Source organism: Leminorella richardii, from assembly GCF_900478135.1.
GTDB lineage: Bacteria > Pseudomonadota > Gammaproteobacteria > Enterobacterales > Enterobacteriaceae > Leminorella > Leminorella richardii.
Genome location: NZ_LS483470.1, coordinates 3,730,724 through 3,757,699, shown reverse-complemented (window position 1 = coordinate 3,757,699; position 26,976 = coordinate 3,730,724). Strand labels below are relative to the sequence as shown.

Genomic DNA, 26,976 nt, shown 5'->3' with positions numbered 1-26,976 from the left:
ATGCAAGTAAAGGAAAAGGTAGCAGTATGATCCCTGAACTGGGTCTGCTGTCCCTGCTGGGGGCGCTGGCGCTCTCGCTTCTGTTAAGTATTGTACCTCCGGTAGGCCTATACTGCCGGAGGGCGTTACTCGCTCGCTATAGTGCGCCGTTAAGCTACGGCGCATGTCTATTTATTACGCTTTCTATTTCACTGCTGGGCTATAGCTTTGCCGCCGACGACTTCTCGGTGATGTACGTTGCCCAGCATTCAAATTCTCATTTGCCGGTCTTTTTTAAAATTGCAGCGGTGTGGGGCGGGCATGAAGGCTCCATGCTGTTCTGGCTGTTTTCTCTTTCCGTTTGGACCGCACTTCTGGCCGCGTTTAGCCGCCGCATGGATCCGCAGGTCAGTACGATAGCGCTGGCGGTGCTTGGTCTGCTGATGATGGGATTCTGCCTGTTTGTCCTGTCTTTCTCTAATCCGTTTGAGAGAGTCTTTCCCGCACCGCTGGAAGGGCGAGACCTTAATCCGATGCTGCAGGACGTCGGCCTGATTTTCCACCCGCCGCTGCTTTATCTGGGCTACGTTGGCTTTGCCGTTAACTTTGCGCTGGCGGTAGCTGCACTGGTGAGTGGGAAAATGGACGCAGCCGTTGCCTACTGGAGCCGCCCCTGGGCGCTGGCGGCGTGGGTGTGCCTGACCGGCGGCATTATTCTCGGATCCTGGTGGGCTTACTATGAGCTGGGCTGGGGGGCTGGTGGTTCTGGGATCCGGTTGAAAACGCCTCGCTGATGCCGTGGCTGTTGGGCACCGCGCTGCTGCACTCGCTGATAGTCACGGAGCGGCGAGGGGCATTTAGCCACTGGAGCCTGCTGCTTTCCATCTTTACTTTTGCGCTCAGCCTGCTGGGTACCTTTATCGTGCGCTCCGGCGTGTTGACCTCGGTTCACGCCTTCGCCGTCGACCCCGATCGCGGCATTATGCTGCTTTTGCTGCTGGGGCTGGCAGTATTGGGGGCGCTTACTCTGTTTGCGCTAAGAGCTAACACCCAGCCTTCTGCCGCCCGCTTCGGGCTGCTGTCTCGTGAGGCGATGCTGCTGGCTGCCAACGTGCTGCTGAGCGTAGCGACGCTGATTGTGCTTATCGGCACCTTTTACCCGATGCTGTTCACCGCCTTCGGATTAGGATCTATTTCCGTCGGCGCGCCCTATTTCAATGCCACCTTCGTTCCGCCTGTATTGTTGGCTTTAGTCGTGATGGGATTTTCTCCGCTGAGCCGCTGGAAAAGCCTAGCGGCGGGCAGCGGAAAGCGCCTTGCCGTTTTAGCGACCTTGGCCGTTGTCATCGGCGTCGGCGGTGCGCTGTCGTTTAACCGGTTTTATCCAGCGGTTGCCCTGTCGCTTGCACTGGCGGCCTGGGTTTGCCTGAGCAACCTGTCGACGGTTCGTCAGCTGTCTTTGAAGCGCTGCGGAGTTTGGTTGGCGCACTGCGGCGTTGCCGTGGCGACCGTAGGCATCGTGATTTCCAGCTATTACTCTACGGAAGTGGGCGTAAAAATGGCTCCGGGGAGTGAAGCGGCGCTGGGCGACTATCGCTTTAACTATCAGGAAACCCGACTGCTGGTGGGGCCGAACTACACGTCAGAACAGGCAGTGATTTCAGTGACAAAAGCGGATAACGTCATTGCTACGCTAATGCCGGAACGGCGTCACTATACGGTAAGAACCATGCTGATGAGCGAACCGGGCATTTCCTGGGGGCTTTTCGGTGACCTGTACGCAATTATGGGCGAAAAAGTTGAGCGGGAAAGCTACGCGCTGCGCTTTCACTATAAGCCGTTTATCCGCTGGGTCTGGGGCGGTGGTTTATTGATGATGCTGGGCGGTACGCTGCTGCTGGTTGGTCGACTGAGCCGTACGAGTCGGGGAGGTGCATCATGACGCGCCTGAAGCTGTTTATTCCTCTGCTGCTGGTGGCAGTACTGGGGATTGCGCTTTTTATCGGGTTGCAAAAAGATCCGCATCAGTTAGGGCTAATCCAGCAGGATAAGCCGATGCCGGCGTTTGTGGCAGATGACCTTCTGCTGCGCAACAGGACGTTCTCTGAGCGGGATTTTCAGGGGCAGATTACGGTGCTAAACGTATGGGCGAGCTGGTGTCCTTCCTGTAAATCGGAGTTCTCTTTCTTAAAGGAGATAGGTCAGCAAGGAGAGTTTACGCTTTTCGGCCTCAACTATCGCGACACTCGCGCTGCAGCGATGAAGGTGCTTAACGAGCTGGGCAATCCCTATTTTCGTTCTGTTTACGATCCTGAAGGCAAGCTGGCCATGGAGCTTGGAGTTTACGGCACGCCGGAAACCTATCTTATTGACGCCCGAGGCGTAGTTCGCTATCGCTACTCTGGCGAGTTAAATGCTGACGTCTGGAAAGCGGAGTTTGTGCCGAAGATTGAGGCATTGATAAAGGGGGAATCCCGACCATGATTCAACGTTGGTGTTTCCTGCTGCTGTTACTGTGTTTGGCACTGCCTTTGTCCCTGCGGGCTGACATCGTCGATACCTGGCAGTTTAAAACGCCGGAAAATCAGGAGAGAGCCGTTGCCCTCGCCAAGCAGCTGCGCTGCCCGCAGTGCCAGAACCAGAATCTGGTGGAGTCTACCTCGCCAATAGCCCGCGACCTGCGTTTGGAAGTGTACCGCATGGTGGACGACGGCAAATCAAACGATGAAATCGTGAGCCGGATGACTAGCCGCTTCGGCGATTTTGTTCTGTATAAGCCGCGCTTTGGCGCGCAGACGGCTCTGCTGTGGCTAAGCCCCCTTGTACTGTTGCTGATTGGCGCAGTGGTTATGTGGCGCTATGTGCGCCGCCGGGTGAGGCCTTTGCCCGTGATGAGTGATGAACAGCGTCAGCGGCTTGAACAGCTGTTGGAGAAAAAACGGTGACGGCATTCTGGATTGGCGGCAGCATTCTAACGGCGTTGGCGGTGCTTATCGTCTGGATGCCGTTTTTTCGACGCACAAAGGCGACGTCGAGCGGGCTGCGTGAAAGCGTCAACGTCCAGCTGTTTCGCCAGCAGTCCGAGTTGGCCGAAAGGCTGTTTGGCGATAGCGACAATGAGCGCAGTCAGGCAGAAGCGCTAAAGCAGGAGCTGGCGCTAAGCCTGCTGCAGGATGCCCAGAGCGAGCCCGATGCCCTCCTCGATAAAGGGGGCGTTTCTCTTTGGGTTCCAGCATTGATGACGGTGCTTGTTCTGGGGCTGCCCATAGGTGCCTATGTGACGTATGACCGCTATTCGCCGTCCGTCGAGTTTGTACATCAGGGGGGCAACGCGCTGTTTAACGGCATGAGCGATGAACAGATGCAGGACAAGGTGGTTGCCGAACTGATGCAGCGCATTCGCACTTCGCCAAACGACAGCGAGTCCTGGTTTTTACTCGGCCAGCGCTACCTCAATAGCAATGCCTTTGAAAACGCGCTGGTGGCCTTCGACCGAGTAGCGAAAATTCGCGGTGATGATGCCGAGGTTCTCTCTGCCAAGGCGACGACGCTCTACTATCAGGCCGGTCAGCGCATGACGCCGCAGGCGGAATCTCTGCTTCAGCGGGCGCTGGGCGCTGACCCTCATCAGATCACAGCGCTGATGCTGCTGGCGTCAGACCACTTCCTCAACGCCCGCTATCAGAAGGCGATCGATATCTGGCAACAGCTGCTGGATAGCCAAGATCCGCGCATCGATCGCGCTCGGCTTATCGAAGCCGTTAACATGGCGCGGATGATGAAATAATGGACTGTTAAATTTTTATTAACCCTGCTAGGCTGTGCGCGCAGCCGTCATTTTTGACATCTTTCAACGGGATGTTATCGACGGCGTTTGGGGGAGTGAGAAACAGCGCTTGCCCCGCATGTGTCAATATGAAAGGGAGAGACGTTATGAAATGCCATCGCGTCAATGAACTGATTGAGCTTATCCACCCTGCATGGCAGAAAGACCCGGATTTAAATCTGGTTCAGTTTCTGCAAAAGTTGGCGGATGAAGCTGGTTTTAAAGGTCCACTGGGTGAACTGACAGACGACGTACTGATTTACCATCTTAAGATGCGCGATTCAGCCAGTACCGACGCCATTCCCGGTCTGAAAAAAGACTACGAAGAAGACTTTAAAACGGCGCTTTTGCGCGCCCGCGGTATTTTAAAAGACTAACTGACGCCGCCTGTGCGCCAGACTGTTTTCTTGATGAAAAGACGATAACGCGATGTGTAGTGAATCAATCATACCGGCCTTTACCTTTCAATCTCTGCTTCCCAATGTGATTTTGGACGCCCTTTTTGAGGCGGGACTGCGGGTGGATTCCGGTCTGACGGCGCTTAACAGCTATGAAAACCGCGTTTATCAGTTTATGGACGAAGACCGCCGCCGCTTTGTGGTGAAGTTCTATCGCCCTCAGCGCTGGAGCCGGGCGCAGATTCAGGAAGAGCACGATTTTGCGCAGGAGCTGGCGAACGAAGAGATCCCTGTCGTTGCACCGCTGGCGCTCAATGGCCAGACGCTGCACGACTATCAGGGCTTTTTATTTGCCGTTTTCCCAAGCGTTGGCGGGCGGCAGTTTGAGGTGGACAATCTCGATCATCTTGAGTGGGCGGCTCGCTTTTTAGGACGTATTCATAAAGTGGGGGAGAGCCGCGCTTTTTCCCATCGCCCTACGTTTGGGCTGGATGAGTACCTTTACCAGCCACGGAAAACGCTGGCGGAAAGCCCACTAGTGCCGAAGGCAGTTAAAGCAGACTTTTTGGTCGCGCTCGACGCTCTGATTCAGGCGGTTGAGTCGCACTGGCGGACTGACTGGTCTTCTTGTCGACTGCACGGGGACTGCCATCCCGGCAATATTCTGTGGCGCGACGGCCCGACGTTTGTCGATCTGGACGACGCGCGTAACGGTCCTGTCGTACAGGATATTTGGATGATGTTACAGGGCGAAGCTCAGGAACAGCTGATGCAGCTGGACTTGATTGCTGAAGCCTACAGTGAATTTGCGGAATTTCCCTCAGGGGAACTTGCGCTGATAGAGCCGCTGCGCGGTATGCGGATGGTGCACTATCTGGCTTGGGTGGTGCGCCGCTGGGAGGATCCCGCATTTCCGAAAAGCTTCCCCTGGGTAGCCGATGCGGAATACTGGCAAAGGCAGCCAGCGGCGTTGTTTGAGCAGGTTAAGCGACTAGAGGCGCCGCCGCTTAGGCTGGCGCCAATGTACTGATTATTGTTATTTTGTCACGGAGTGTAATGATGAAAAAAATGGTTTGTGCTGCGATTGCCGCAGGTGCGTTTTTAGTACTGGCTAATCCGATCGTTACGGCAAGCGCGGCGGAAACGTCGGCTGTGGTCGCTAACTATAAAGATGGCAAACAATATACAACGCTTTCTCGTGAAGCCACGGAAGAGCCGCAGGTTATGGAGTTTTTCTCCTTCTTCTGCCCGCACTGCTACGATTTTGAAAACGTCTACCACATGACCGACGTGTTTAAAAAACAGCTGCCAGAAAACGGCAAGATGGTGAAATACCACGTCGACTTTATGGGCGGTGAGCTGGGTTCTCAACTGACTCAGGCCTGGGCTGTGGCTATTACGCTGGGCGTGCAGCAGAAGGTTGCTCCTCTTCTGTTTGAAGGCATTCAGAAAACCCGCACAATCCAGAATCTTGAGGGTATTCGTCAGGCATTCATTCAAGCGGGTGTGACGGCTGAAGAGTTCGACAGCGCTTGGAACAGCTTTATCGTGAAATCTCTGACAGCACAGCAGCGCAAGCTGGCTGCTGACGTTGAACTCAGAAGCGTGCCTTCTGTGGTTGTTAACGGCAAGTACATGGTGAAAACCGAAGGCTTGGAAGCGGATTCAATTGAAAGCTTTATCAAAGAATACGGTCAGGTCGTGAAGTTCCTGCTGGGTAAGAAGTAATCCTGCCCGCGATGCCTTTCTGGCGTTTCCTGTAGCCAAACGCCTTCGTTCTCATATGGCCTCTGCTTTCCAGAGGCCATATTGTTTTCTGGCTGCGGCTATCTCTTTTACACGGAAGTACGATTTGAACATGAAAAATATAAAAAGCATCGCGTCTCTGTTTCTTTTTGTGAGCCCCTGTTTTGACGGGATGCCAGTCTGAATAGGTCTCTCAAGTAACCCCCCAAATCGTGAGTACTTTGGTAAACAGGTAAGCTGTGAGCTGAATAGTTACGGCGCAAAATGCCGTTGAGTTTTCTCTTGTAATAAGAATCTCATTAATTGGGTTCTCTCCATATTCAATTTTATCCATATGAAAAATAGGGGAATTAAGTTCACGACGGAATTGTGAGAAAGCGCTGAAGAAAGGATAGACATAAAGCAAAAAAATAATACAATCACTTTACTATAAATGAGAGTGATTATTATTATCATGAGAGTAAGGGATTATCTCCGCTTTATTTATTTCATACCGCTCCTCTTGATTGGATTTTCTGTGAGCGCTGCTCTTGTTAGCCCTGCCGATCAGGCGACTATTGAGCATCAACAGAAGGTACTACTGGATCGTGCTCAACAACAGCGAGAGGTGTTACAGAACACGATTTCTGTGTCTGAACTACCTCTATCGAATGAACATCTGGCGGCTGACAGCTGCCAAAATATTCACCATATAGATTTACAGGGAGCTTCGCTTCTCCCTCCTTCAACCACGGAACGTTTGCTGAGTCCGTGGCGTCAGCGCTGTATGTCACTGTCTGATATCAGCACTTTGGTACGTGATATTACTCAGGCCTATTTGGAACGGGGCTATATTACTTCGCAGGCATGGCTGCCTGAGCAAGATATCTCTTCCGGTATATTGGTGATTAGGGCGACGGAAGGGAAAACAGAGTCAATAACGCTAGAGGGTGGTAGTTCTATTTTAATCAGCATGGCTTTTCCAGACCTGATTGGAAAAGCCGTCAACCTGCGAGATCTGGAGCAGGGGCTGGAACAAATGAATCGGCTTTCTTCCCGTTCTGTCACTATAGATATTCAACCCGGAACGATACCGGGGTATTCACAGGTTGTCCTGATTCCGGCAGAGTGGCGCTTTCCTGCACGCGTGAACATCAGTGTGGATAACAGCGGCCAGAAAAGTACAGGAAGCAGCCAGCTTAGTGCCTCTCTGGTCGTGGACAACCCCCTTCGCTTTGCGGATCAGTGGACGGTATCCGCCTCTCGAGACGGTGAGTTTCATCACGATCGCCAAAGCCGCAGTTTCTCGATTAGCGCAACGTTACCTTATGGCTACTGGCTATTTAGCACGCAATACTCCTGGTCTGATTTTTATCAAACAGTTCCCGCCAATGCGGGGACGTACCGCTATGACGGTACAGTACAGGCTTGGCAGGCCGGCGTGAACCGCACACTGTATCGGGACGGCAGCCAACGCTTTGCTTTGGATATCGCACTGTCTCGTCGACGTACAGAAAACCGGCTAGCGGGTACGCGTTTATCGATTAGTAGCCCTACCTTAACCAGTTTAACGTCAGGGTTGGGCTATAGCAGGGTGCTAGGTGGCGGATACGTAACGTTTAATCCTGCCATTACCATTGGTCTAAAAGAGATGGGCGCAACTAGAGACAGTAATGCACATCCAGATGCACCCCGCAGTGAGTTTCGCCGTTTTAGCCTCAGCGCCAGCTATTTTTATCCGCTATCTCCCTCTTTGACATATATGACTTCTTTCTATGGTCAGACTTCGCCAGACAATCTGTACGCCAGCGAGCGTATTTCTGCTGGCGGTATTTATTCGGTTCGAGGATTTAAAGAGCAGTCTCTGACGGGAAATCGCGGCGGCTACTGGCGCAATGAACTGAACTGGCAGGCAATGACTTTGCCCGATTTGGGTGAACTTTCCTTCACTGGTGCCCTTGATGGGGGCCACATAATTGGACGGCGAAGGCTGGCGGATGGCGGAGATATCGCTGGAATATCAGCCGGTTTTTCCCTTCACGGGAGCCAGTTAAGTCAGTCCCTGACGATAGGGGCTCCTCTTGTGTATCCAAACAGTCTTGAACCTGACCGATGGGTGGTCTACTGGCTGGCAGGCGTCTCATTCTGATTCCCCACGCGCCGCGTGGGAGAGAAAGCGATTTAATCTCAATAATAAGGAATTAAGTTATGGATAGGCTGAATCATCCTGTGGCGCGCGGTGCCAGTTGGTTACTCATATATCTTATCGCCGTTCAGCCGCTACATCCGGCTATTGCCGCGGGTATCAACGCTGCTGGTGGTAGTACTCAGGTTAGGCCGGGAAATATTCCGGTAGTCAATATTGCTGCTCCAAATGGGTCTGGGGTATCGCATAACAAGTTCACGGATTTTAGCGTTGGCACGTCTGGCGCAGTGCTCAATAACGCAGTCAGGGCTGGCAGATCCCAGCTTTCTGGCCAGCTTGAGGCGAATCCCAACCTAAAGGGAAAAGCTGCTGAGCTCATCATAAATGAAGTAACGGGAAGCAGCCGCTCTACGCTACAGGGAAAGCTGGAGGTCTTCGGTACTAGAGCAAACGTAATGATAGCGAATCCGAACGGCATTACGTGCGATGGCTGCGGGTTTATCAATACGCCAGCCGTCGCTCTGACCACTGGCAGGCCCCAGTTTGACAAGCGCGGAGCTCTGGAAGCGTTAGAGGTAAGAAAAGGTGTAATCACTGTTGGTGAAAAAGGTCTGAATGGCAGCTCTCAGCAGTATGTCGACGTTATCAGTCGCGCTGTGGAACTTAACGGAAAGATAAACGCGAAGGACCTCAAACTCACGCAGGGTACTAACCGAATTAACTATAAAGACGGTACGGTAAAACCTATTTCCGGCGAAGGCTCACGACCTCGGCTGGCGGTAGACACCAAATCTTTAGGTGGCATGTACGCAGGAAAAATTCGCCTAGTTGCTACTGAAGACGGCGTAGGCGTGAACCTGCGAAATATCAATAGCAGGCAGGGAGACGTTACGCTAAACGTTCGAGGTAGGGTGGAGCTGAGTAGCGTCCACGCTCGGACCGATCTCAACGTTAAGGCTCAGGAAATTCACACGACTGCAGGCGGTAAAGTAAGTGCCAGGCGGGATGTGACGCTGGCCGCTAACGCGTTGGACAATAAAGGCGATGTTACTGCACAAGCCGATATGCGGGTGTTTGCAGAAACCGTTCGCAATACGGGGAAACTGCGCAGCGGCAACAGTTTGTGGATACAAAAGGACGCACAGGGAAATAAAGCTAAGCGGGTGGAGAACCGCTCTGGGAGTATAAAAACCGATCGAGGCGATTTGGTTGTGCGAACGGATAAGCTCGAGAACGTTAGGAATAGCGTTCAGATAAAACAGAAGCAGATAGCGCCGAACTCGACGTCAATAAACAATCTGGTGGGGGGTTATCCCACTCTTCAGCCTCCCAGAAACGTTCTCTTCCTGGCAGCGACGGCCAGATTTAAAGATTCGGCTCCAGAGCGCTGGTTTGGTCATGTCGATTTATTAAAAGATCCAACCTTCAATTCTGCACGCAACCAAAGCTGGATTGACGTGCCCGGCTCGGCAGCCGAGATTGTCTCTGGTCGTCATCTTTACATTAATAGTACCGAGCTTACCAATAGCCTAAGCCACATCGGTGCGGCGCAGGACGTTATTTTGACCGGAAATCGGCTGGTTAATCACAGCGTTCAGACGGGAGAACAAAACCACTGGATCCGCTTTAATGGCCCTACGGCCTCACTTGATTTACTGAATAAGCCTCTGGGTGGAAGAACCTATGTCAACTGGCATAAAACGGCTGAATTCAGCACGTGGAAAGACGCTCAACGGCTCGATGCCACTATCCATGCTGGGCGGAGCTTAGTTGCTGATTTTCACGACGCCGTCCGTATTGATACCGAAGAGGTTGGCAGATCGGGGAGCATAGGTGAAGCGCTGCTGGGCGGACGAAGCGACAGCCTGCGCGGGCAAAAGGTGTTGATTAACGCAGGGGAGATCCTTAACCGAGGCGTGATTCGCGGCATGAAGGACATTTCCTTGATTGCTGACAAAAGCATCACTTTGCAAAAGGGCGATCTGCGAGCCGGAGGCGGTATCACTCTGCTAGCGGCTGGCGATATTGACGGTCGGCAGAGCGAAATAGCAGGTCAGGACGTACTGGTCATCAGTCGAAATGGCAGTGTGCGCATGCAGTCGGATGAAACGACGCGCTATTTTTATCCTGAAAATAAACGCGCTGTGGCAGCGCTACAGGCCTCTGGCGATCTTACTGTCCAAGCGGGAAACGCACTGCTGCTTCAGGACATCCATTTGGCGCCGCAGAGTCGAAGTATTTCACTGAGTGCCGGCGCCCGGCTGGCTATTGAAAATACTTCCTCGGCGTTGAATAACAAAAACGTCTTTGCCCCTCTTACCCCACAGCGGGAGCAAGAGCTGTTTAACAGCGCGTTAAACAGCACAAAGCTGAATGCGTCTGAAAACGTCTCGCTCAGCGGCGCAGGCGGGCTGGCTTTGAACGGTATTCGTATTGCGGCTGGTAAAGATGTGAGTCTGTATTCTGGTCAGGATGCCAGTTTGAATATGCGCACTCTTGATGAGCAGTTCCGTCCCCTGTTTCCACTATCACGCAGTGCGGAGCTACGCAGTCAGGTTCGCGCCGGTGGCAGTGTGTTGATTCATGCTGCAAGGGATATTGGTTTACAGGGAGCAGATATTTCAGCGGGCAACAGCGTGACTGCGCTGGCCGGGCAAGATATCAACATGCCCGCCTTCTCCTTTAAGCACCAAGTGGATAGCAATTTAAATAATATCGACCATCGTCACGTAACGCCTCACCTCAAGAGTGGCAAAAACCTCACGCTGGCTGCAAACCGAAACATTCTTACCGCTGGCTCCCGCCTGTCTTCAGGGGGGGACGCTACCTTGACGTCTGGTGGGAACATGCGCTTTGAGCCAGTGGTTAATAAAAGCCATCGCGTTCATTCCAAAGGGTACAGCGAACAAGTAACCCAGCAGAGCAGTGAACTGGATGCTAGCGGGCTTCTGACGCTGAGTGCTAACGGCAGTATTTTGTTTCAGGCGACCCGGCTACAGTCTCGGGGGGCGGCTAATCTTGCTGGCACTTTAAACGTGGCGGCAAAAGGCGGCTATCTGTATGCCCAAGCAATGGAAGAACGCAGTCACTACGAAGAAAAAAAGAAAAAGTGCAGCAAATGGAGCTTCTGCATTACTAAAAAAGAGGTTACGCGAATACGCCACAGCGTGACTAACAAAGTGACTGAGTTTATCGCTAGCGGCAACATTAATCTGTTGAGCCGGGATGACAGCATCTATGAAGCGAGCAAGATCAGTGCGGGGAATAACGCTCGTTTCACCAGTTTACAGGGAACGGTTAATTTTCGAGCCGTTAAAAATACCGTTTTTGAACAGACGATTTCAACGTCGAAAGGCTTCTTCATTAAGCAGGTCAATAAGGGCTATACCGAAGGAAAATGGGTATTGCCGAGCGTGCATACGGGCGGCCAGCTGTTAGTTAATGCCCCGAAGGGCATCAGCGCTGATGTGAAGATAAGAAATCCCCAGACGCTGCAAAATGTTCTCAGCGCGCTGGGTAATTCTCCCGAGACAGCATGGCTGAAGGATCTGAACAAGCGTGGGGATGTGCAGTGGAATACGGTTCAAAATGCTTACGATAGCTGGAGTCATAAAGACCGCAGCCTGAATCCCGTTGTCGCAGCCGTTATCGCGATTGCTGCCGCAGCAGTGACGGCCGGCAGTTCGTTTACAGCAGTGGCGGCTAGCAACACAGCGGCGACGGTAGGCGGTGGAGCGGTGACCAGCGGTGCGGTGACGGCGGGTATGTCTGCATTGGCGTCTCGAACAGCGGTTTCGCTGGTGGAAAATCAGGGGAACTTGTCAAACACCCTGAACGATCTCGGCAGTAGTGATTCAGTAAAGGCTATTGTTACCGCAATGATTATCGGCGGCGCGCTGAGCGGTTTTGATAGCGCGATGGGATGGAACAAAGATGCTGCGGGCAAGCCACTCAGCGTTAAGGATGTAAAACTGCCCCAGCTCAGTAACGGCGACTGGGGTAAGGTGGCGCAGCGCGTGGCCGGGCAGTCGATTATCAGCTCTAGCCTGAACACGACCATTAACGGCGGCAGCTTTAAGGACAATTTGGCGGATGCGCTGATGGCAAACATCGGCAGCCAAATCGGCGCCGAGGGCGCAAAGCTGATTGGGGATAATGGGGAGATCTTGGGCGTTCCCGGTAAGGCTGTGAGCCACGCGGTACTGGCAGGCGTGAGCGCAGAAATTGGCGGCGGTAACGGTAAAGGCGCTGCCGCAGGAGCTCTGGCGGCGGAGCTGGCCGCTATCTCGCTAGGCGACATATTTGTCGAGCCGGCAGTAAGGGAAAGCCAAATCCAGTCGGCGGGAAGAATCATTGGCGCTATAACAGGCGCAGCAGTAACCAATTCGGCCTCAGGTGCTTGGAGTGGCGCATCCGCTGCGGAAAACACCCTGCGGTATAACTTCCTGATGCACGATGAGCCAGCCAAGATGGCGAAAAAGCTGGCGGCCTGTGGCAGTGACGGCGCTTGTCGAGCCCGCGTCATGAAGGAAATGGCGGAAATATCAAACAAGAATATCGATGAGTTCAGCGACTGTTTGATATCCGGTAGCAAGGCCTGCGTGAATGACAAGCTAAACGGGATAGATAATGCGACGGGTTACGACGCTTTAACGGCGCAAATCGGTGCGGATGCGGCCAATACCTATAAAGGCGGTTTAGGTGTTGAAGCGTTCAACAATGCGATAGACTGCATGGGAATGGGCTGGGAAGCCTGCTCGAATCGGAAAGGCTGGAAGCTTATAGAGTCGGGCTCGGGCGTGCTGATCATCGCCGGAGGCCAGAGGATAGGCGGTAAGCTGGCTGAGGTGATTTCGGGGAAGGGGGCGAAAGGGACGGTTGCCCTGACTGATAAAGCGATATCTAATGGAAACGGTAATCTGCCCGCAGTTCGTCAAGGTAAGGTCACTTATAAGCCATTAGCTAAACCTAATGCTAATGAACTAAGAGCGGGGCAGAAATTTGCCGACCAAGGATATGATGTTACTTACAGGGCAACTGCTTCTGATAAAGGAGTTTCAGGAGCAAGAACATCTGACTTACATATTGATGGGGTTGGCAAAATTGATGTTTATACACCGAATCCAACGACTAAAGTTGATCGAATATTAAGCTCAATCGAAAAGAAAAGTGATCAAGCTGGCGGTGTTGTTGTACAAATAGATCTATCCGGAAAAGAAATGCAGAGTATGGCCTCAAGGCTATGGGGTAAACCAAATGCTCAAAATATTAAGAAATTATTCTTCCAAGACTCAAAGGGCACAATACATCGTTTTGATAGAAATAATTAGGGTTAATCTATGCCAAAGATTGCATGTAAATGTGGGTACGTAATGAATATTGGTTCGCTTGATGAAGACTTTGCTTATGATCTTATTTCACAAAATATTTTATGGGACCTAATCGATATATGGTCTGAAAAAAAAGAATTTATTTCAGAGGAGTTTATGGGGTGTTTTAATGCTAAAAGTGTTGAGGTGTACGAATGTCCTAGCTGCCAAAGACTGTTAGTTGAGAAATCACCAAACTCTAATAATTTTAGTTTTTATAAAAAAGAAATGGAATAAGCTGAAAAAAAGATCCCAGCACCATGCTGGGATCACATAATACTGATAGCTCAAATCAATTAGCCTAGCCATGAAGTGTCTTGGCTTATAAACGGACGAGTTAGGGGAAAAGGTATTAACATTGTGGGTGGTGATTAATTAGAGATAAACACTATAAATATTTCTTTCTTTAGATAAAATATATCTCAAAAATTGCAAGAATATAATTTTAAATATAGCTCTTATTCGGATGGCTATTTTGGCATTCTTGAGAGAATTGAGTTTAAAGGTCGAGGTAAAATTGGTGGTGTAAATTTTTGGTAAGTGGGGTGGTTAAATATTGATGTATATGATTTAAAATTCGATAATCCAATAATGAACGTGTTGTTTTTCCTAATTAAATAGAAGGGAGGAAAAAGCTATATATGGTCTATTGAGGGTACTATTAGATAATAAGTGAAGTAATAAAATAAGTTATTGTGCTAATAATTACTAATACATTTTTTTCGGGTGATTGTGGCGTTGGTTACGTAATTAATAGAAAGGCTGGAAGCTTATAGAGTCGGGCTCGGGCGTGCTGATCATCGCCGGAGGCCAGACGATAGGCGGTAAGCTGGCTGAGGTGATTTCGGGGAGGGGGGCGAAAGGAGCCACAGCAAAAAGTGAGAGCGCCGGAAACTTGGAGCCAGGAAATTCAGCGAGTACTAGTTTACCGAGAAATGGCGATCGTTTAGTTATTAACCAGGGTAATTTACCTACGTGTGGGCCGAACTCGTGTGCAATGGTTCTGGACGCAGCGGGATTGAAATATGATATCGGTAAATTAATTACTCAATCAGGTGTTACCTCGCAAGGAACAACACTAGGCCGCCTTTCGAATACTCTAAATCAAAATGGGTTGTCAGCACAGAGGGTGGCTGGAGTGAGTATTGAATCTACTGCTAATGGAAATCCAGCAATAGTAAGAATGAACCTTGAGAGAGGGGGACATGCAGTCGTAGTGGATGGTGTGACGATCAGGAATGGTCAGCAAGTTGTTGCAATTCGAGATCCGGCTTTAGGTAGGCAATATTTTACTCCCATAAATGAGTTCAAAGCAAAGTTCTCTGGAGAAGCAATTTTTACTAATGGAGCCAAAAAATGAACGAAATATTAAATAACTTCAAATTAGACGAGGATTCCTTGGGAAGGGAGATTTCTTTAAAGGCAATGCTCGTAATTAAAAGAAATGATTGTTATTTAGTTCCGATGGGTGAGGATGATTCATCAATTAACAAGATTGAAGTTTATTTTCCAGGTTTGGAATTACAGCTCGATGAAGCTATAGGAGGCTGGGTTGGAAGTAGTGTTATTTATTTTGATGAAGTTCATATCACAGGCTTGTTAACGAAATGGACGATAAGAGAAAGACCCATATGCATTTCAAATATAAAATATTTTTCTATTTTTCGTGATGGTGAAAAATATACTATTTTATAAAGCTAATCCCGCCCTTGTGGCGGGATAGTTTACTGTCTTTTAAAAATTTAAACTCAGATTATAGAACTGTATTCTTTGCTCCCACCACTATCTTTTATATTGACATTTTAATGATAAATGGAAGGTGAAAATGTATTGAGGAATATATAGAGGTTATCAATTATTTTCCTATGGAAAAATAGAATAAAAATACCTTCCCGTTTATGATAATAGACATGGTTATTAATAAAGGAGAAAAATTATGGAAAAGAATGAAATTTATCTTGATATGCTTAGTTGGGCTTTACCTCACCTCAGAAACCATATGACGTTAGGTATCTTTTCTAGAATAAGAGATAAGTCATGCTATTATGAATCACAACTTATTCATGGATTTTATTTAACGCTTAAGTATGATTTTTTTAACGATATAGATATTGACTTTCTTAATGGGCATGCAAGGCATTATTATATTAACTGCAGTGAGGAAAAGAGTATGCTTTACGTTACTCAAATTAAGAATATATCTAAGCTGTTTGCTCTTGTACCAGATAGCCTAAAAAGTCAGCTTGAGTGGGAAGGGCCGAGTGTGGAGTTGTGATTGCCCGCTTTAACGGTAAAGCTATAGGTCGGTATGGTAAACCAATACAGGGCTCAATATCTGATAATGCAGAAAAAGCCCACATTCCTTTAAGCGAGTATATGATATGGAAAAACTGGAACTCTCCCAATTAAAATATCCTGATATGCGTGAAGAGCTTATCAATTATCTTCATAGGTTAGGTGATAAAGAATATCAGTATCAGGCATGGGTTGAAGATAATCGCCCAGGTGGTGGGCACGATGAATTAGATTATGCTATCCACTTTTTATACGATGATACTGATTTAGCGAATGAGCCAGCATCACTGATTGGTTGGATACTAACAGGAAAAGATGAATCTGATGTTATAGCCAGCGTTGTAAAGGCGTTGGATATAATCTTTGATAAATATGGAACAGAGTTATCAGATCAAGAGTATCTTGCTAAGAATGAATGGGAAAATGTTCTCGTGATGGCAAGAAATGCTGAAAGAGTTCTTCTATCGTCCCATGGAATACAGAAATTATCTTCTTGAAAGAGTATTTGAACAAGATCCCGCCCTTCACGCTAAGAATGTTGCTGTCAGCCTTTGCATACAACGTCCGTTTCCACGCTTGTACACTGGCAGATCGCCGGTGTCTGTATCTATTAAAAACCGGCTCGATACTGGCACGCTGGGTTTTACGGACATCAGGAGCAGCGCAGAGTACAAGGTTGAACACTAGAGCGTGGGTAACTAAGGCGATGGTATTGGTAATCTCGAGGTAGAGCTTTTTGGTACTGATTAAATTCATGGTTTTGTCGCTAAAATGCCACTTGATGATCTTATCAATATCTTGATTCATTGTGCCAATTGAACATCTCTGTGGTGATTCAATACCGCCTTATGTTGCTAAGGATATATTGCTCAATTTCTGATGGATGAAATCAATGAGCGCTCTTGTTTTTGCGGGCAAGTAACGCCGATCTGAATAAAGTGCGAACAATTGCAATGGGGCTGCCGATTGTTCAAATTCAACCTCGATCAACCGTCCATCGCTAATGTAGGGTTGGCAGGCCTGTTTCGATAGAATTGCAAAACCGACGCCCGCTACCGCAGCTCGTCCTGCCATCTCTCCGCTGTTTACCCGATAGTGTCCTTTAACCTTAACTGTCTCGAATCCCCCCTTTGTATTAACAAACTGCCAGGGAGCACCTTTCAGTGCACTTACCGTTGTAATGCAGGGTAATTCTTCAAATTGCTGAATATGAGAAGGGGTACCATAACGCTGAATGATGGAGGGAGCTGCCACAACAGTACAAGGGATAGTCACCAGATGGCGGGCTATGTAGTCACTGTCATCCATCTGACCACGGCTAACAATGATAGCTAAATCCAGATCGTCTCGCAGGGATTCGAAACCTGACAAATTGGTGACACAGCTGATTTCCAAATCCGGGTACTGACAGGCGAAATCGGCAATAACAGAACCCAGCAATGCAGGGCCTATTTCATTGGGAATACAGATACGCAACGGTCCCTTGAGCTGCATTTGCCGCAACGTTAATTCTGTCTCAGTTTGCTCAAGCGCCTCCAGTAATGGCTTCGCTCGGGTATAAAGTAGGTGCCCTGCCTGGGTGACTTTCATATGTCGGGTGCTGCGCTCAATGAGCTGAAGATTCAGTTTTTTTTCTAACTGAGAAATACAGCGGCTAACATTTGATGTCGGCATTTCAAGGACTTTCGAGGCTCCAACAAAACTTTCTCTTTCAACTACAGCAATGAACACTTTCAGGGTATTAAAATCAAGAGCCAAACGCATCAGCTATCCCATATATGATAATAATGATTGCCATTTCTACCATATAATAAACACCATTGATAGCAGTTAAACTCGGGATATCTTTCATCCATAGGTTGCTTGCTATGCCACTGGTTACAAAATCATTTAATCATAAAGTCCTCATGCAGATAGCCATTGTAATGGCTTTTATCCAGTTCACTAACGCACTGGAATATATGGCGCTAACGCCTGTTTTTGCTTTTATGGCTGATGGGTTTTCGGTACCTGTATCATTTTCTGGCTATGTCTCAGGTATGTATACACTGGGTGCCGTCCTTTCTGGAATCTCTGCTTTTTATTGGATCGACCGATTTAATAAAAAACAATTCTTGATTAAGAATATGGTGCTGCTGGGAACACTCACATTTTTGTCCACACTCACTACTCATTTTGGCACTCTTCTGGCACTACGATTTTGCGCAGGACTGGTTGGTGGTACGACAATGGGGGTAGGTATGAGTATTTTGATAAATTATGCCCCAGCAAACTTACGTGGAAAAATGCTGGCAACGGTGATTACATCATTTTCGATGGTAAGTATCGTTGGAATGCCAACTATATTATTTTTGTGCACGCACTATGGCTGGCATACTGCGCTGTGGTTAATCAGTTCACTTTGCCTATTATCTTTACCGCTGATAGTACTTATTATTCCCAAGGGTATGGCTACATCAAGCGAGAAGGCCAACCTATCTATTGATACTCAAACCTTACTGTTTGCCTCTTGTACTGCACTGGTACAGTTTAGTCCAATGCTGATTATTCCCATTTTGACGCCATTAATGACACAGCATATGGGAGCACAGCAGAACCTATTACCCTTATTGTTCTTAAGTGGGGGAATTGCGGGCTATCTGTCTACAAAAATAACAGGAGCTCTAATATCGCGTTTATCTGCTCTGAGGTTGGCAACTATTTCAACGTTGCTCTTTATAGCAAGTTTACTGATCCCTGCGGTGGGCTCTCATAATGCAGCGCTATTTGTAATCTTATTTCTTGGAGCCTCATATAGCCGACTTGTTTCCGCTTCGGCGGTTGCTGTCCAGTATCCTGAGGATGAAAAACGAGCCAGTTTTTCTTCACTACAGACAGCAATTATGTACCTGATAACAACGCTCGCATTCTTTCTGTCTTCCTTATTATTACCTGAACAGGGAATAACAACGCAAAATCTAAACAGACTGTTGGTTGTCAGTGCATTAGCTGCGTCTGGATTTCCCTTAATGGTCATAATACTTCAAAGGAAACTGGCTAAACGTACTATCTAGCCTGACCGCCTCATTATTGATTAGCATAACGTCCGCTTTTGACACTGAGCGCACAAGTTAACTGAGCTGAAGGTCCGCTGTGAGCGAACGGCGGAAGTTGGCATTTGATTTATATGCCAACTTAAAGGATGCCTACCGAAACTGTGGCGATTCAACATAGTGACTGAGGCAAGCCTCATAAACAGAGTTTTCGAAAAGATTTTCTGCGCTTAAATGCTTGTATCTGAATTTCCGTGCCGCCCTATCCAGTAGCCCATACGGTTGTAGAGGGTAATATCGTAGTATTTTGCTTCTATCTGAACTGTATACACCTCATCTCCTCCTCTGGCTGTATCTGAGTCAGCAAAGGATTTAGAGCAATTTACAATATGCAGATTATGACTGTTGCTGGTTACTATCTTGTCGTCACCTTTGCTGTACTCAATGTTGTTTATATGCACAACATAAGATCTACTCCAGTCACCACCATTCTGTTTTTTTGATAAATCGCTATCTTGAGCAATGATGACTGTAATATCTGATAAATAATAATCTTTGTTTTTCAGTATAATAGCTGGAATGTTATAGGGCCCATTAGTAGAATGCGCATGAGAAATCCTATACTTTAAAATACCATACTCTCGGTCATTCCTCCTAAACTGAAGCAGTATCATTGCTGTTGTAGGTCTCCCCCCCCTCTTTTGATATGAGTGAAACTTTAATATTGCCTGATATATTCTTAATTTTTTGAAAATCGTTATACTCGAGATTAGTTATTTCAGTCCCATAATTCTTTGGGCCGGTAACCAAAGAGATTGGATTTATCAATGCTACCCCTCCTCCATACGGACCGGCCACACATCCTGTTAGTAGTATAAAGACAAGAACGAGCAGGGGTTTTATATTCATTGGCATTCCTTTTAAGTAAATCCAATCATACTTGTGCTACCACATGTAGTGAAGTGGCTTATTAAATTTGGTCATCTGATCTGCGGAGTGCCACGTCCGCTCTTGGCACAAAGCAGCCGTTAGATTTGGCTCTGCCCCACAGCTGTGTCAGGCCAAATCTGAGCTAATGCACCTAGAGTGATGACGATCACACTAAGCCATCGACACTTTTCCCCACAATAAGCATTTCGTTAAACCTTTCAGCTCTCGGTACGAATCTCTCGGTAGTAATTTAATTTTTCCTACACGACACGTTCATCTTTATTTTCTAATTTCATTTAACGAATAATCTTATTTCATAATTAGGAATTAACGTTGCTTTTATTATTATTGTTGCATCCTTTTTTTAATTATTTGTATTTTAATAAGTATTTGTATTTTAATTGTTTTTTATTTTTCATTGTATGTATTTGTTTTTAAGTATGAATAAATGTTTCCAAGTGTGACACACATCATGCAAAAGAATTTCCCATTAATTTAGATTACCTCAAACATAAAAGAATTCACGACGCCTTATTTTTATTTCTTACGCGCAATGCGTGCTCACGCTATTTATTTTTTAAATTGCATTTCATTAAGGAGAGAACCATGAAGTTAACGCGAACAACGCTATCCATACTGTGTGGCCTTTGCATTAGTGGGACGGTATTAGCGGCTGGTGGCCTCGATCGCGAGCGTCCGCTGGTGGCAACAACGGATATCGTGCCTATGAAAGAAGGGCCGCTGGGAGTGGTTGACGTTGCGCCTTATGATGGTGTTTTCCCGCTGACGGCGATCATTAACAAGGCCAACCACAACATTAATAAGGTCAAGGTGACTGTGCTTGGTAAAGGGGATAAAGGGATACCAATTAGCTACGACGTAGGTCCTCAGACGATCAATACCCATAACGGTATTCCAGTGTTTGGCCTTTATCCTGACTATGTCAACAAAGTAAAAGTGGACTGGGAGGAAGACGGCAAACCGCAAACCTACACGTGGTCTATCTATACGGCGCCGGTCACTATGCCTGTGACGGGCGGGCAGACGACAGTGCTTCCAGATGTGGAACCGGTCAAAGTTGATGATTCCCTGAAAAATCGCCTCTATCTGTTTAACCACATTGTTGGTACCGCGAAAAACGGCCACATCATGCACGTGAAGGGCGGTGCGGCAAACTGGGACTATACCGGTATTAACTGGATAAGCGACACCAACGGCGACGTCCGCTGGTTTATGAACGTGGATAAAATCCGCAACCCGAACGATATCACTCGCATCGGTTCCATGATGAGTTTCCATCAGGTGAAAGACGGTAACGTGATCTTCGGTCAGGGCCAGCGCTACTACAAGTATGACTTCCTGGGGCGTAACATTTCCGACAAGCGGCTGCCTAAAGGCTTTATCGACTTCTCGCATGAAATTATCGAAACGCCGAACGACACCTATTTACTGAGAGTGGCCAAAGAGGACTATCCGCTGAAGGATGGCTACACCATTAATACCGTTCGCGACCACATTCTGGAAGTCGACAAAAACGGCGATACGGTTGACTACTGGGACCTGAACACCATTCTCGATCCGTTCCGCGATAACGTCATACTAGCGATGGACCAAGGGGCAGTATGTTTGAGCGTAGACACCGCCAGCTCCGGTAAGACCATCACTAAAGAAGAACTGGCGCTGCTGCCGTTTGGCGATGTGACCGGTTCTGGCCCAGGCCGCAACTGGGCGCACGTGAACTCTATCAGCTACGATGCGCGTGACGACAGTATTATCCTCAGTTCCCGCCACCAGTCAGCCGTGATTAAGATTGGCCGTGACAAGCAGGTTAAGTGGATCATTGCTGACCCTGATGGCTGGAAGGGCGATCTGGCGAAGAAAGTGCTTAAGCCAGTAGACAAGTCAGGCAAAGCTCTCAAGTGCGAAGACCACAAGTGTGAAGGCGACTTTGACTGGACTTGGACACAGCACACTGGCTATATCGTGCCGTCCAAGAGCACTAACGGTAAGTCTGTCGTTACGGTGTTCGACAACGGTGACGCACGCGGTATGGAGCAGCCTGCACTGCCAACGATGAAGTATTCTCGCGGCGTAGAGTTCGTGGTTGATGAGAAAAACATGACGGTGTATCAGTCGTGGGAGTACGGCAAAGAGCGGGGCTTTGAGTGGTATAGCCCGATCACTTCTGTCACGCAGTACCGCCCAGAAACCAAGACCATGTTTATGTACTCGGCAACGGCAGGCATGACAGGAACCGAGCCGCTGGTCTCTGTACTGAACGAGGTGAAGGATGGGACTCAGGACGTCATGCTGGAGCTGAAAGTGCGCAGCAATCGTCCAACCATGCTGGGCTACCGTTCGTCTATCGTTGACCCGACGCTGATGTTTAAGAAGTAGTTTCATGAAGTTTTTACATAAGCACTAATAATACCTCTGAGTCATGCCATTTCAGCGGGGAGTCTGTTCCGGACCCCGCTGTTTTTTTGTTTGAAAACGACGTCTCTTTTTCAGCTATGCTTAGATGACTAAGGTGCTTTTTCACATAAGTACTTTATTCGCCCTGCTGTGGGTGATAACGTATGCCGGTTCCTTGTCGTACAGGCTGATTTACGCTGTGCCGGATACTTAGATGGATTTAATGGATACCGTTTTTGGGAGTAGATATGTCTTCTGTTAAGCAAAAATCATGGGTTCGTTTTTTTGCCCCCCTGCTGATGCTGGGTTTAGTTTTTCAACTGACCGCCTGTGGTGACAATGAGCCGGAGCAGCGTAAAGCCTTCAGCGAATTCCTACAGACTAAGATTGTCGACGGCACTAAAGTTCGCCTGCCAGGTTTGACCGACGAGCAGAAAAAAGCCTTCGGCAACTATGCCAAAGATTACGAAGTGCTGACCGGGTTCACTAACGACCTCAACGGTGCCTTCTCTAACTCAATGCAAAGCTCTATGAACGAGCTGAGAACGTTGAACAGCATGAAGGCGATGGTAGATAACCGCGCCAAGGTAGAAAAAGCGCAGACTGAAACTCGCGCCGCTCAAACCAAGCTGGACGAGATTATCAAGAAGACTGCTGACAGCTATGCCGCAGTGAAGATGCCAGAAGATCTGAAAGCCGTTTACGACAAGGCCTATGCCAAAGTTGTTACTCAGCAGGGTTCTCTGGCGAAAGAAACGCTGACGCTGCTGGACGAGACTTTCGGTGAGGTTCTGAAAATTTCTGACTTCCTGAGCGCTCAGGGTAACAAGATTGAATACAGCGGCCACATGGTTCAGTTTACTGAGCAAAAGGCGCTGGATGAGTTCAACAAAATGAACGGCGAACTGCAAACCAAGCAGCAAAAACTGCTGGAAGTTGCGCGTAAGATTTCACAGCTGATGTAATCTTAAACGTTACTAAAACAAGGCCGCTTTAGCGGCCTTGTTTATTATAAGAGCACAATCGAAGGGAGCGACGCCATGAAACAGTATGCAGATGGAAAAGCGCTGATTGAACAGATTCAGAGCTGCTATCAGCGGTTTATTGCCGAGTTTGATGACGTTGCCAATGAGGTTTCAGATCTTAGAGTCGAGGGCGTAGACAAGACGCCAAGGGAGATGCTGTCCTACCAGCTTGGCTGGATAACCTCACTTCTGAACTGGGAGAGCGAGGAACAGGCTGGGCGAGTTGCCGCCGTTCCGTCAGCGGATTTCAAATGGAATCAGCTGGGGGCGCTGTATCAGCTGTTTTATCTGCAGTACGGATCGTTAACGCTGAACGAGCAAAAAGAGTGCCTGAATCAGCAGGTTAGCGCGTTGACGGACTGGCTCGAAACGCTATCTGACGACGTGCTGTTTGAGCCGGGCAAACGAAACTGGGCGACAACCAAAGCTATGTGGCCGGTGTATAAGTGGGTTCATATCAATTCTGTTGCGCCTTTTACCAACTTTCGGGCGAAAATCCGCAAGTGGAAAAAGGTCGCGTTGAAATAAAAAACGCCTTGAAAAGCAAACGGCTATTTAGCCAGCCTTGACTCCCACCAGACGGCGTTCCATCTCTTCAATCTTTCCCGTCAGGATCCGCATCTGCATGTTTTTACTCCAGCTGGCCGAGAGCCCTGGCGCCGATAGCAGAGCTCTATAGCGCTCTTCGTCGAACGGTGCGTGGAAGGCAATCGAAATAGCCTCGGCGACGGAAATATCGCTGTTACGGCTGACCCGCTCCAGCGGCGCGTCTGGCGTCACTTTTCCTCCAGCCAGCACACGGTAAAGCCAGCCGCAGAGGCCGCTGTCCTGCATCAGACGAGCAAAGCCATCAATGGCGCAGTGGTCGTTGAGCTTATAGCAGGGAGAGCGTGGTTGGGTAACCTGAATCAGCGCCCCGCTCCAGCGGAAAACGTCGCCGATGTGGACGTTTTCTTCCGTCAGCCCTAGGGTTGAAATATTCTCCCCAAACAGCGGTGCGGCGAACTGTTCCGCCTGTTGAGGAAAGCGCGTTTGCCAATAGGCGTAATGCTCGCGAGGGTAGTGGCACAGCGCCCGATCGGCTCCGCCGTGGTGACGCTTTTCAGCCTGTTCGTCGCCCTCAAAGCCGAGCGACGTTAGCGTTAACTCACCGTCAACGGCCAGCTTGGCGATGGCGCTGGGAGCGAAATTCTCATAGGAACGAATAGCGCCAATAAAGACATTGGGGGAGTGCATGGTGTGCGGCCTTGGCTAAACGGGAGATGCCGTTAGCATAGCGGCGATGGTGCAGGTGGTCTAGTGGGGATAAAAGAGCCGCCTTAGAGAGGCGGCTATCGGCACAGAGTGTTGCTGCTAACTTACGCCTTCTTCACAAAGCAGGCTTTCAGCATCACGCTAGTGTTGTCGATTTTGCAGTCAATCTCGTGGTCGCCGTCAACCAGGCGGATCGGCTTGCTCTTGCTGCCGACTTTCAGCACGGTGGAGGAGCCTTTCAGCTTCAGGTCTTTAATCAGCGTCACGCAGTCGCCGTCGACCAGCACGTTGCCGTTGCTGTCTTTTACAATGCGCTCATCGCTGTCTGCCGCTGGCTGCTCGTTGGGGTTCCACTCGTGGGCGCAATCGGGGCAGATCAGCATCGCACCGTCCGGGTAGGTGTTTTCTGACGCGCACAGCGGACAGGCTGGAATAGAGTTCATGATTTTTCCCTAAAAATAGCTAATTAAAAGAGTGAAGGCGGCATCCTAGCATAAACCGGTGATTTTATCACCCGTTTGAGACGGAGTGGCGCGCTAGACAAGCCTCCCTGTTTCTAGAGTGAACAGTGCGTATCTATTTTTCTTCGCTAAAAACGACAAGAGAAGACAGAAAAAGCGTTACTTTCGAGAGGATGAAAAGAAAATGAAAGGCAATTGGGAGTAAGTGGAGGTTTTTATCAGAGCGGTAGCGAAGGGTTCACTACCGCTCTGCGAAATTGGGCTAGCGTGATGAATTACTTCTTCACGTCGGCGAAGCGCTTGGCGGCTTCGTCCCAGTTCACTACGTCCCAGAAGGCTTTGATATAGTCTGGGCGGCGGTTCTGGTACTTCAGATAGTAGGCGTGTTCCCAAACGTCAAGACCGACGATGGGGTAGCCGGACGCGCCGGAGAAGTTTTCACCCATCAGCGGGCTGTCTTGGTTAGCGGTAGAAACTACGGCCAGCTTGCCGTCTTGATAAACCAGCCAGGCCCAGCCGGAGCCAAAACGGGTAGTCGCAGCCTGCTCGAATTTCGCTTTAAACTCGTCAACGCTGCCGAAGTCGCGTTCGATAGCGGCCTTCAGGTCACCAGTAAGCTGAGTGCCTAGCTTTAATCCTTTCCAGAACAGGCTGTGGTTAGCGTGACCACCGGCGTTGTTTCTTAGAATGGCGCGCTTTTCTGCTGGAATGCGGTCTAACTGAGCAATCAGGTCTTCGGCGGAAAGATTTTTCAGCTCATCGGGCAGGCTTTCCAACGCTGCGTTGGCATTGTTAACATAGGCCTGATGGTGTTTGCTGTGGTGAATTTCCATCGTCTGCTTGTCAAAGTGTGGCTCTAGGGCATCGTAAGCATAGGGTAGGGGCGGCAGCGTATAACTCATCTCATACTCCTTAAAATAGGTGGCTTGGCCGCGGTAATTCATGGATAAACGGCCGATTTTTTCTCTATCGCGTCTGAGTATAGCATTGATCTTAAATTGATTATCATTATCGTTTGTATGGGTAATTCCTATCGATGGGAGACTTTCTCCTTAATTACAGGTAAAGTCTTTAGTTAAATAAATGTCAACGCGCTGTTGCATTAGCATTTAGCAGAATGAACCGTTATTAAGGAAGCAAAAGCATGAGCAGTATCCGCATTGTTTCACCGGAAGAGGTGGGCAAAAACCCTACGGCGATCCCGCCGCTCCTGTTTGCCAACCTGAAAAGCCTTTACACTCGCCGCGCTGAGCGTATGCGCCAGCTGGCGAAAGAGAGTCCGTTGGGAGGCTACCTGACGTTTGCTGCGACCGTTGTGGACGCTCAGGATAAGGCGCGTCACGATCACCCGCTGACAGTGGACTTAACCGACGTGCTGAAAAATGCTTCCGACAGGCCACCGCTGGCGACGGATACCTACCCGAGAAGCGAGCACTGGCAAACGCTGCTGCTGTCTATTATTGCCGAGCTGATGCCCGATGCACCGGAACACGTTGTCCCGGTGCTGGAATCGCTGCAAAAGATGAGCGCTAAGGAGCGGGAGGCTTTAGCCACTGCGCTACTGGCGGGTGAATATGGCAAAGTCGGCAGCGATAAAGCCCCGTTCCTGTGGGCTGCTCTTTCTCTTTACTGGGCGCAGATGGCCAGTCAGATCCCCGGTAAGGCGCGTACAGAATATGGTGAAGGTCGGCATTTCTGCCCAGTTTGCGGCAGCGCACCGGTAGCGAGTTTAGTTCACATCGGTACTGATGCAGGCCTTCGCTACCTGCACTGTAGTCTGTGTGAAAGCGAGTGGCACATGGTGCGCGTGAAGTGCAGTAACTGTGAGCAGGGCGGTAGCCTTAACTACTGGTCACTGGACTCAGAAAAGGCGGCAGTAAAAGCGGAGAGCTGTAGCGACTGCGGCAGCTATCTAAAAATTCTGTATCAGGAGCAAGATCAGTACGTTGAGCCGGTTGCTGACGATCTGGCATCGCTGGTGCTGGATGCGAAAGTCGAAGAAGAGGGCTTTGCCCGAAGCAGCATTAACCCGTTTATGTTCCCATCGGGGGAATAATCGGTTTCTTCGAAGCCATAACGAAGGCATAACGTAGAAAGGCGCAGTGAGCACTGCGCCTTTTT

Annotated in this window: 25 protein-coding genes and 1 pseudogene; 20 read left to right on the top strand and 6 right to left on the bottom strand. The window is 49.0% G+C overall.

Going from position 1 to position 26,976, the window contains the following annotated elements; all coding sequences use genetic code 11:
• Positions 1-26: 26 nt before the first annotated feature.
• The 15 genes and pseudogenes from DQM29_RS18850 to DQM29_RS16965 all read left to right on the top strand — a co-directional run.
• Positions 27-850: pseudogene (locus tag DQM29_RS18850) on the top strand (heme lyase CcmF/NrfE family subunit); the annotation flags it as partial.
• A 111-nt stretch (positions 851-961) separates the two neighbouring features.
• Positions 962-1,921, top strand: a complete 960-nt coding sequence (locus tag DQM29_RS18845) for a cytochrome c-type biogenesis CcmF C-terminal domain-containing protein (RefSeq protein ID WP_415270894.1) — start codon at positions 962-964, stop codon at positions 1,919-1,921.
• The gene (locus DQM29_RS17025; protein WP_111741780.1) at positions 1,918-2,463 is read left to right on the top strand and encodes a DsbE family thiol:disulfide interchange protein; all 546 of its coding nucleotides are present in this window, start codon (positions 1,918-1,920) and stop codon (positions 2,461-2,463) included. Before DQM29_RS18845 ends, DQM29_RS17025 begins: the two co-directional genes overlap by 4 nt.
• A complete protein-coding gene (gene nrfF / locus DQM29_RS17020; protein ID WP_111741779.1) occupies positions 2,460-2,924 on the top strand; it encodes a heme lyase NrfEFG subunit NrfF in 465 nt (154 codons plus the stop codon). Before DQM29_RS17025 ends, nrfF begins: the two co-directional genes overlap by 4 nt.
• Positions 2,921-3,766, top strand: coding sequence for a c-type cytochrome biogenesis protein CcmI (ccmI, locus tag DQM29_RS17015; protein WP_111741778.1), 846 nt, complete (start codon positions 2,921-2,923; stop codon positions 3,764-3,766). The genes nrfF and ccmI overlap by 4 nt, the downstream gene beginning before the upstream one ends.
• Before the next feature lie 146 nt (positions 3,767-3,912).
• Positions 3,913-4,182 carry a YihD family protein gene (locus DQM29_RS17010; RefSeq protein WP_111741777.1) on the top strand — a complete coding sequence of 90 codons (270 nt, stop codon included), beginning with the start codon at positions 3,913-3,915 and terminating at the stop codon, positions 4,180-4,182.
• A 52-nt stretch (positions 4,183-4,234) separates the two neighbouring features.
• Positions 4,235-5,233: a serine/threonine protein kinase gene (locus tag DQM29_RS17005; protein WP_111741776.1), complete on the top strand. Its 999-nt coding sequence runs from the start codon at positions 4,235-4,237 to the stop codon at positions 5,231-5,233.
• Positions 5,234-5,259: 26 nt separating this feature from the next.
• The gene (dsbA, locus tag DQM29_RS17000) at positions 5,260-5,931 is read left to right on the top strand and encodes a thiol:disulfide interchange protein DsbA (protein ID WP_415270877.1); all 672 of its coding nucleotides are present in this window, start codon (positions 5,260-5,262) and stop codon (positions 5,929-5,931) included.
• 535 nt (positions 5,932-6,466) lie between these two features.
• Positions 6,467-8,077, top strand: a complete 1,611-nt coding sequence (locus tag DQM29_RS16995) for a ShlB/FhaC/HecB family hemolysin secretion/activation protein (RefSeq protein WP_332102948.1) — start codon at positions 6,467-6,469, stop codon at positions 8,075-8,077.
• A 59-nt stretch (positions 8,078-8,136) separates the two neighbouring features.
• Positions 8,137-13,404 carry a DUF637 domain-containing protein gene (locus DQM29_RS16990; RefSeq protein WP_111741774.1) on the top strand — a complete coding sequence of 1,756 codons (5,268 nt, stop codon included), beginning with the start codon at positions 8,137-8,139 and terminating at the stop codon, positions 13,402-13,404.
• A 9-nt stretch (positions 13,405-13,413) separates the two neighbouring features.
• Positions 13,414-13,680, top strand: coding sequence for a hypothetical protein (locus tag DQM29_RS16985; RefSeq protein ID WP_145960385.1), 267 nt, complete (start codon positions 13,414-13,416; stop codon positions 13,678-13,680).
• Positions 13,681-14,233: 553 nt separating this feature from the next.
• Positions 14,234-14,803 carry a cysteine peptidase family C39 domain-containing protein gene (locus DQM29_RS16980; protein ID WP_170126567.1) on the top strand — a complete coding sequence of 190 codons (570 nt, stop codon included), beginning with the start codon at positions 14,234-14,236 and terminating at the stop codon, positions 14,801-14,803.
• Entirely contained in the window at positions 14,800-15,138 is a 339-nt protein-coding gene (locus DQM29_RS16975) for a hypothetical protein (RefSeq protein WP_111741771.1), read from the top strand. The genes DQM29_RS16980 and DQM29_RS16975 overlap by 4 nt, the downstream gene beginning before the upstream one ends.
• A gap of 241 nt (positions 15,139-15,379) precedes the next feature.
• Positions 15,380-15,718: a hypothetical protein gene (locus DQM29_RS16970; protein WP_111741770.1), complete on the top strand. Its 339-nt coding sequence runs from the start codon at positions 15,380-15,382 to the stop codon at positions 15,716-15,718.
• A 106-nt stretch (positions 15,719-15,824) separates the two neighbouring features.
• The gene (locus DQM29_RS16965; RefSeq protein ID WP_111741769.1) at positions 15,825-16,235 is read left to right on the top strand and encodes an SCO4402 family protein; all 411 of its coding nucleotides are present in this window, start codon (positions 15,825-15,827) and stop codon (positions 16,233-16,235) included.
• Positions 16,236-16,584: 349 nt separating this feature from the next.
• On the opposite strand, the gene DQM29_RS16960 is transcribed toward DQM29_RS16965, so the two are convergent.
• The gene (locus DQM29_RS16960; RefSeq protein ID WP_111741768.1) at positions 16,585-17,502 is read right to left on the bottom strand and encodes a LysR family transcriptional regulator; all 918 of its coding nucleotides are present in this window, start codon (positions 17,500-17,502) and stop codon (positions 16,585-16,587) included.
• A gap of 104 nt (positions 17,503-17,606) precedes the next feature.
• On the opposite strand from DQM29_RS16960, the gene DQM29_RS16955 reads away from it, so the two are divergent.
• Positions 17,607-18,791: an MFS transporter gene (locus DQM29_RS16955; protein WP_111741767.1), complete on the top strand. Its 1,185-nt coding sequence runs from the start codon at positions 17,607-17,609 to the stop codon at positions 18,789-18,791.
• 209 nt (positions 18,792-19,000) lie between these two features.
• Here DQM29_RS16955 and DQM29_RS16950 read toward each other — a convergent pair whose 3' ends face one another.
• Together DQM29_RS16950 and DQM29_RS16945 are read right to left on the bottom strand one after the other, a co-directional pair.
• Positions 19,001-19,444, bottom strand: coding sequence for a hypothetical protein (locus tag DQM29_RS16950; protein WP_111741766.1), 444 nt, complete (start codon positions 19,442-19,444; stop codon positions 19,001-19,003).
• A complete protein-coding gene (locus DQM29_RS16945; RefSeq protein ID WP_111741765.1) occupies positions 19,425-19,679 on the bottom strand; it encodes a hypothetical protein in 255 nt (84 codons plus the stop codon). Before DQM29_RS16945 ends, DQM29_RS16950 begins: the two co-directional genes overlap by 20 nt.
• Positions 19,680-20,306: 627 nt before the next feature.
• Here DQM29_RS16945 and DQM29_RS16940 point away from each other — a divergent pair.
• The 3 genes from DQM29_RS16940 (at position 20,307) to DQM29_RS16930 (ending at position 23,668) form a co-directional block, all read left to right on the top strand.
• On the top strand, positions 20,307-22,097 hold the full coding sequence (locus DQM29_RS16940) for an aryl-sulfate sulfotransferase (protein ID WP_111741764.1): 1,791 nt from the start codon (positions 20,307-20,309) through the stop codon (positions 22,095-22,097).
• Positions 22,098-22,363: 266 nt separating this feature from the next.
• Positions 22,364-23,080, top strand: coding sequence for a DUF3053 family protein (locus DQM29_RS16935; protein WP_111741763.1), 717 nt, complete (start codon positions 22,364-22,366; stop codon positions 23,078-23,080).
• A gap of 75 nt (positions 23,081-23,155) precedes the next feature.
• Positions 23,156-23,668, top strand: coding sequence for a ClbS/DfsB family four-helix bundle protein (locus DQM29_RS16930; protein WP_111741762.1), 513 nt, complete (start codon positions 23,156-23,158; stop codon positions 23,666-23,668).
• Between the two features lie 27 nt (positions 23,669-23,695).
• Here the strand turns inward: DQM29_RS16930 and yiiM are convergent, their stop codons facing one another.
• The 3 genes from yiiM to sodA form a co-directional block, all read right to left on the bottom strand.
• The gene (gene yiiM / locus DQM29_RS16925) at positions 23,696-24,376 is read right to left on the bottom strand and encodes a 6-hydroxyaminopurine reductase (protein ID WP_111741761.1); all 681 of its coding nucleotides are present in this window, start codon (positions 24,374-24,376) and stop codon (positions 23,696-23,698) included.
• 122 nt (positions 24,377-24,498) lie between these two features.
• Positions 24,499-24,837: a zinc ribbon domain-containing protein YjdM gene (locus DQM29_RS16920; RefSeq protein ID WP_111741760.1), complete on the bottom strand. Its 339-nt coding sequence runs from the start codon at positions 24,835-24,837 to the stop codon at positions 24,499-24,501.
• A 293-nt stretch (positions 24,838-25,130) separates the two neighbouring features.
• Positions 25,131-25,757 carry a superoxide dismutase [Mn] gene (gene sodA / locus DQM29_RS16915; RefSeq protein ID WP_111741759.1) on the bottom strand — a complete coding sequence of 209 codons (627 nt, stop codon included), beginning with the start codon at positions 25,755-25,757 and terminating at the stop codon, positions 25,131-25,133.
• A gap of 242 nt (positions 25,758-25,999) precedes the next feature.
• Between sodA and fdhE the strand changes: the two genes are divergently transcribed.
• Positions 26,000-26,911 (top strand): formate dehydrogenase accessory protein FdhE, encoded by a 912-nt coding sequence (fdhE, locus tag DQM29_RS16910; RefSeq protein WP_111741758.1) that lies wholly within the window; start codon positions 26,000-26,002, stop codon positions 26,909-26,911.
• Positions 26,912-26,976: the final 65 nt, after the last annotated feature.

What these genes read in the sequence shown, in the direction of transcription:
- DQM29_RS16935 (WP_111741763.1), top strand. Translation starts at nt 22,364, where the DNA reads ATGTCTTCTGTTAAGCAAAAATCATGGGTTCGTTTTTTTGCCCCCCTG.
- DQM29_RS16945 (WP_111741765.1), bottom strand. Translation starts at nt 19,679, where the DNA reads ATGAATATAAAACCCCTGCTCGTTCTTGTCTTTATACTACTAACAGGA.
- DQM29_RS16955 (WP_111741767.1), top strand. Translation starts at nt 17,607, where the DNA reads ATGCCACTGGTTACAAAATCATTTAATCATAAAGTCCTCATGCAGATA.
- fdhE (WP_111741758.1), top strand. Translation starts at nt 26,000, where the DNA reads ATGAGCAGTATCCGCATTGTTTCACCGGAAGAGGTGGGCAAAAACCCT.
- DQM29_RS16965 (WP_111741769.1), top strand. Translation starts at nt 15,825, where the DNA reads ATGGAAAAACTGGAACTCTCCCAATTAAAATATCCTGATATGCGTGAA.
- DQM29_RS16985 (WP_145960385.1), top strand. Translation starts at nt 13,414, where the DNA reads ATGCCAAAGATTGCATGTAAATGTGGGTACGTAATGAATATTGGTTCG.
- DQM29_RS17025 (WP_111741780.1), top strand. Translation starts at nt 1,918, where the DNA reads ATGACGCGCCTGAAGCTGTTTATTCCTCTGCTGCTGGTGGCAGTACTG.
- DQM29_RS16920 (WP_111741760.1), bottom strand. Translation starts at nt 24,837, where the DNA reads ATGAACTCTATTCCAGCCTGTCCGCTGTGCGCGTCAGAAAACACCTAC.
- dsbA (WP_415270877.1), top strand. Translation starts at nt 5,260, where the DNA reads ATGATGAAAAAAATGGTTTGTGCTGCGATTGCCGCAGGTGCGTTTTTA.
- DQM29_RS16990 (WP_111741774.1), top strand. Translation starts at nt 8,137, where the DNA reads ATGGATAGGCTGAATCATCCTGTGGCGCGCGGTGCCAGTTGGTTACTC.
- DQM29_RS16950 (WP_111741766.1), bottom strand. Translation starts at nt 19,444, where the DNA reads ATGATACTGCTTCAGTTTAGGAGGAATGACCGAGAGTATGGTATTTTA.
- DQM29_RS18845 (WP_415270894.1), top strand. Translation starts at nt 962, where the DNA reads ATGCTGCTTTTGCTGCTGGGGCTGGCAGTATTGGGGGCGCTTACTCTG.
- DQM29_RS16960 (WP_111741768.1), bottom strand. Translation starts at nt 17,502, where the DNA reads ATGCGTTTGGCTCTTGATTTTAATACCCTGAAAGTGTTCATTGCTGTA.
- DQM29_RS17005 (WP_111741776.1), top strand. Translation starts at nt 4,235, where the DNA reads ATGTGTAGTGAATCAATCATACCGGCCTTTACCTTTCAATCTCTGCTT.
- DQM29_RS16970 (WP_111741770.1), top strand. Translation starts at nt 15,380, where the DNA reads ATGGAAAAGAATGAAATTTATCTTGATATGCTTAGTTGGGCTTTACCT.
- sodA (WP_111741759.1), bottom strand. Translation starts at nt 25,757, where the DNA reads ATGAGTTATACGCTGCCGCCCCTACCCTATGCTTACGATGCCCTAGAG.
- DQM29_RS17010 (WP_111741777.1), top strand. Translation starts at nt 3,913, where the DNA reads ATGAAATGCCATCGCGTCAATGAACTGATTGAGCTTATCCACCCTGCA.
- DQM29_RS16930 (WP_111741762.1), top strand. Translation starts at nt 23,156, where the DNA reads ATGAAACAGTATGCAGATGGAAAAGCGCTGATTGAACAGATTCAGAGC.
- yiiM (WP_111741761.1), bottom strand. Translation starts at nt 24,376, where the DNA reads ATGCACTCCCCCAATGTCTTTATTGGCGCTATTCGTTCCTATGAGAAT.
- DQM29_RS16940 (WP_111741764.1), top strand. Translation starts at nt 20,307, where the DNA reads ATGAAGTTAACGCGAACAACGCTATCCATACTGTGTGGCCTTTGCATT.
- nrfF (WP_111741779.1), top strand. Translation starts at nt 2,460, where the DNA reads ATGATTCAACGTTGGTGTTTCCTGCTGCTGTTACTGTGTTTGGCACTG.
- DQM29_RS16975 (WP_111741771.1), top strand. Translation starts at nt 14,800, where the DNA reads ATGAACGAAATATTAAATAACTTCAAATTAGACGAGGATTCCTTGGGA.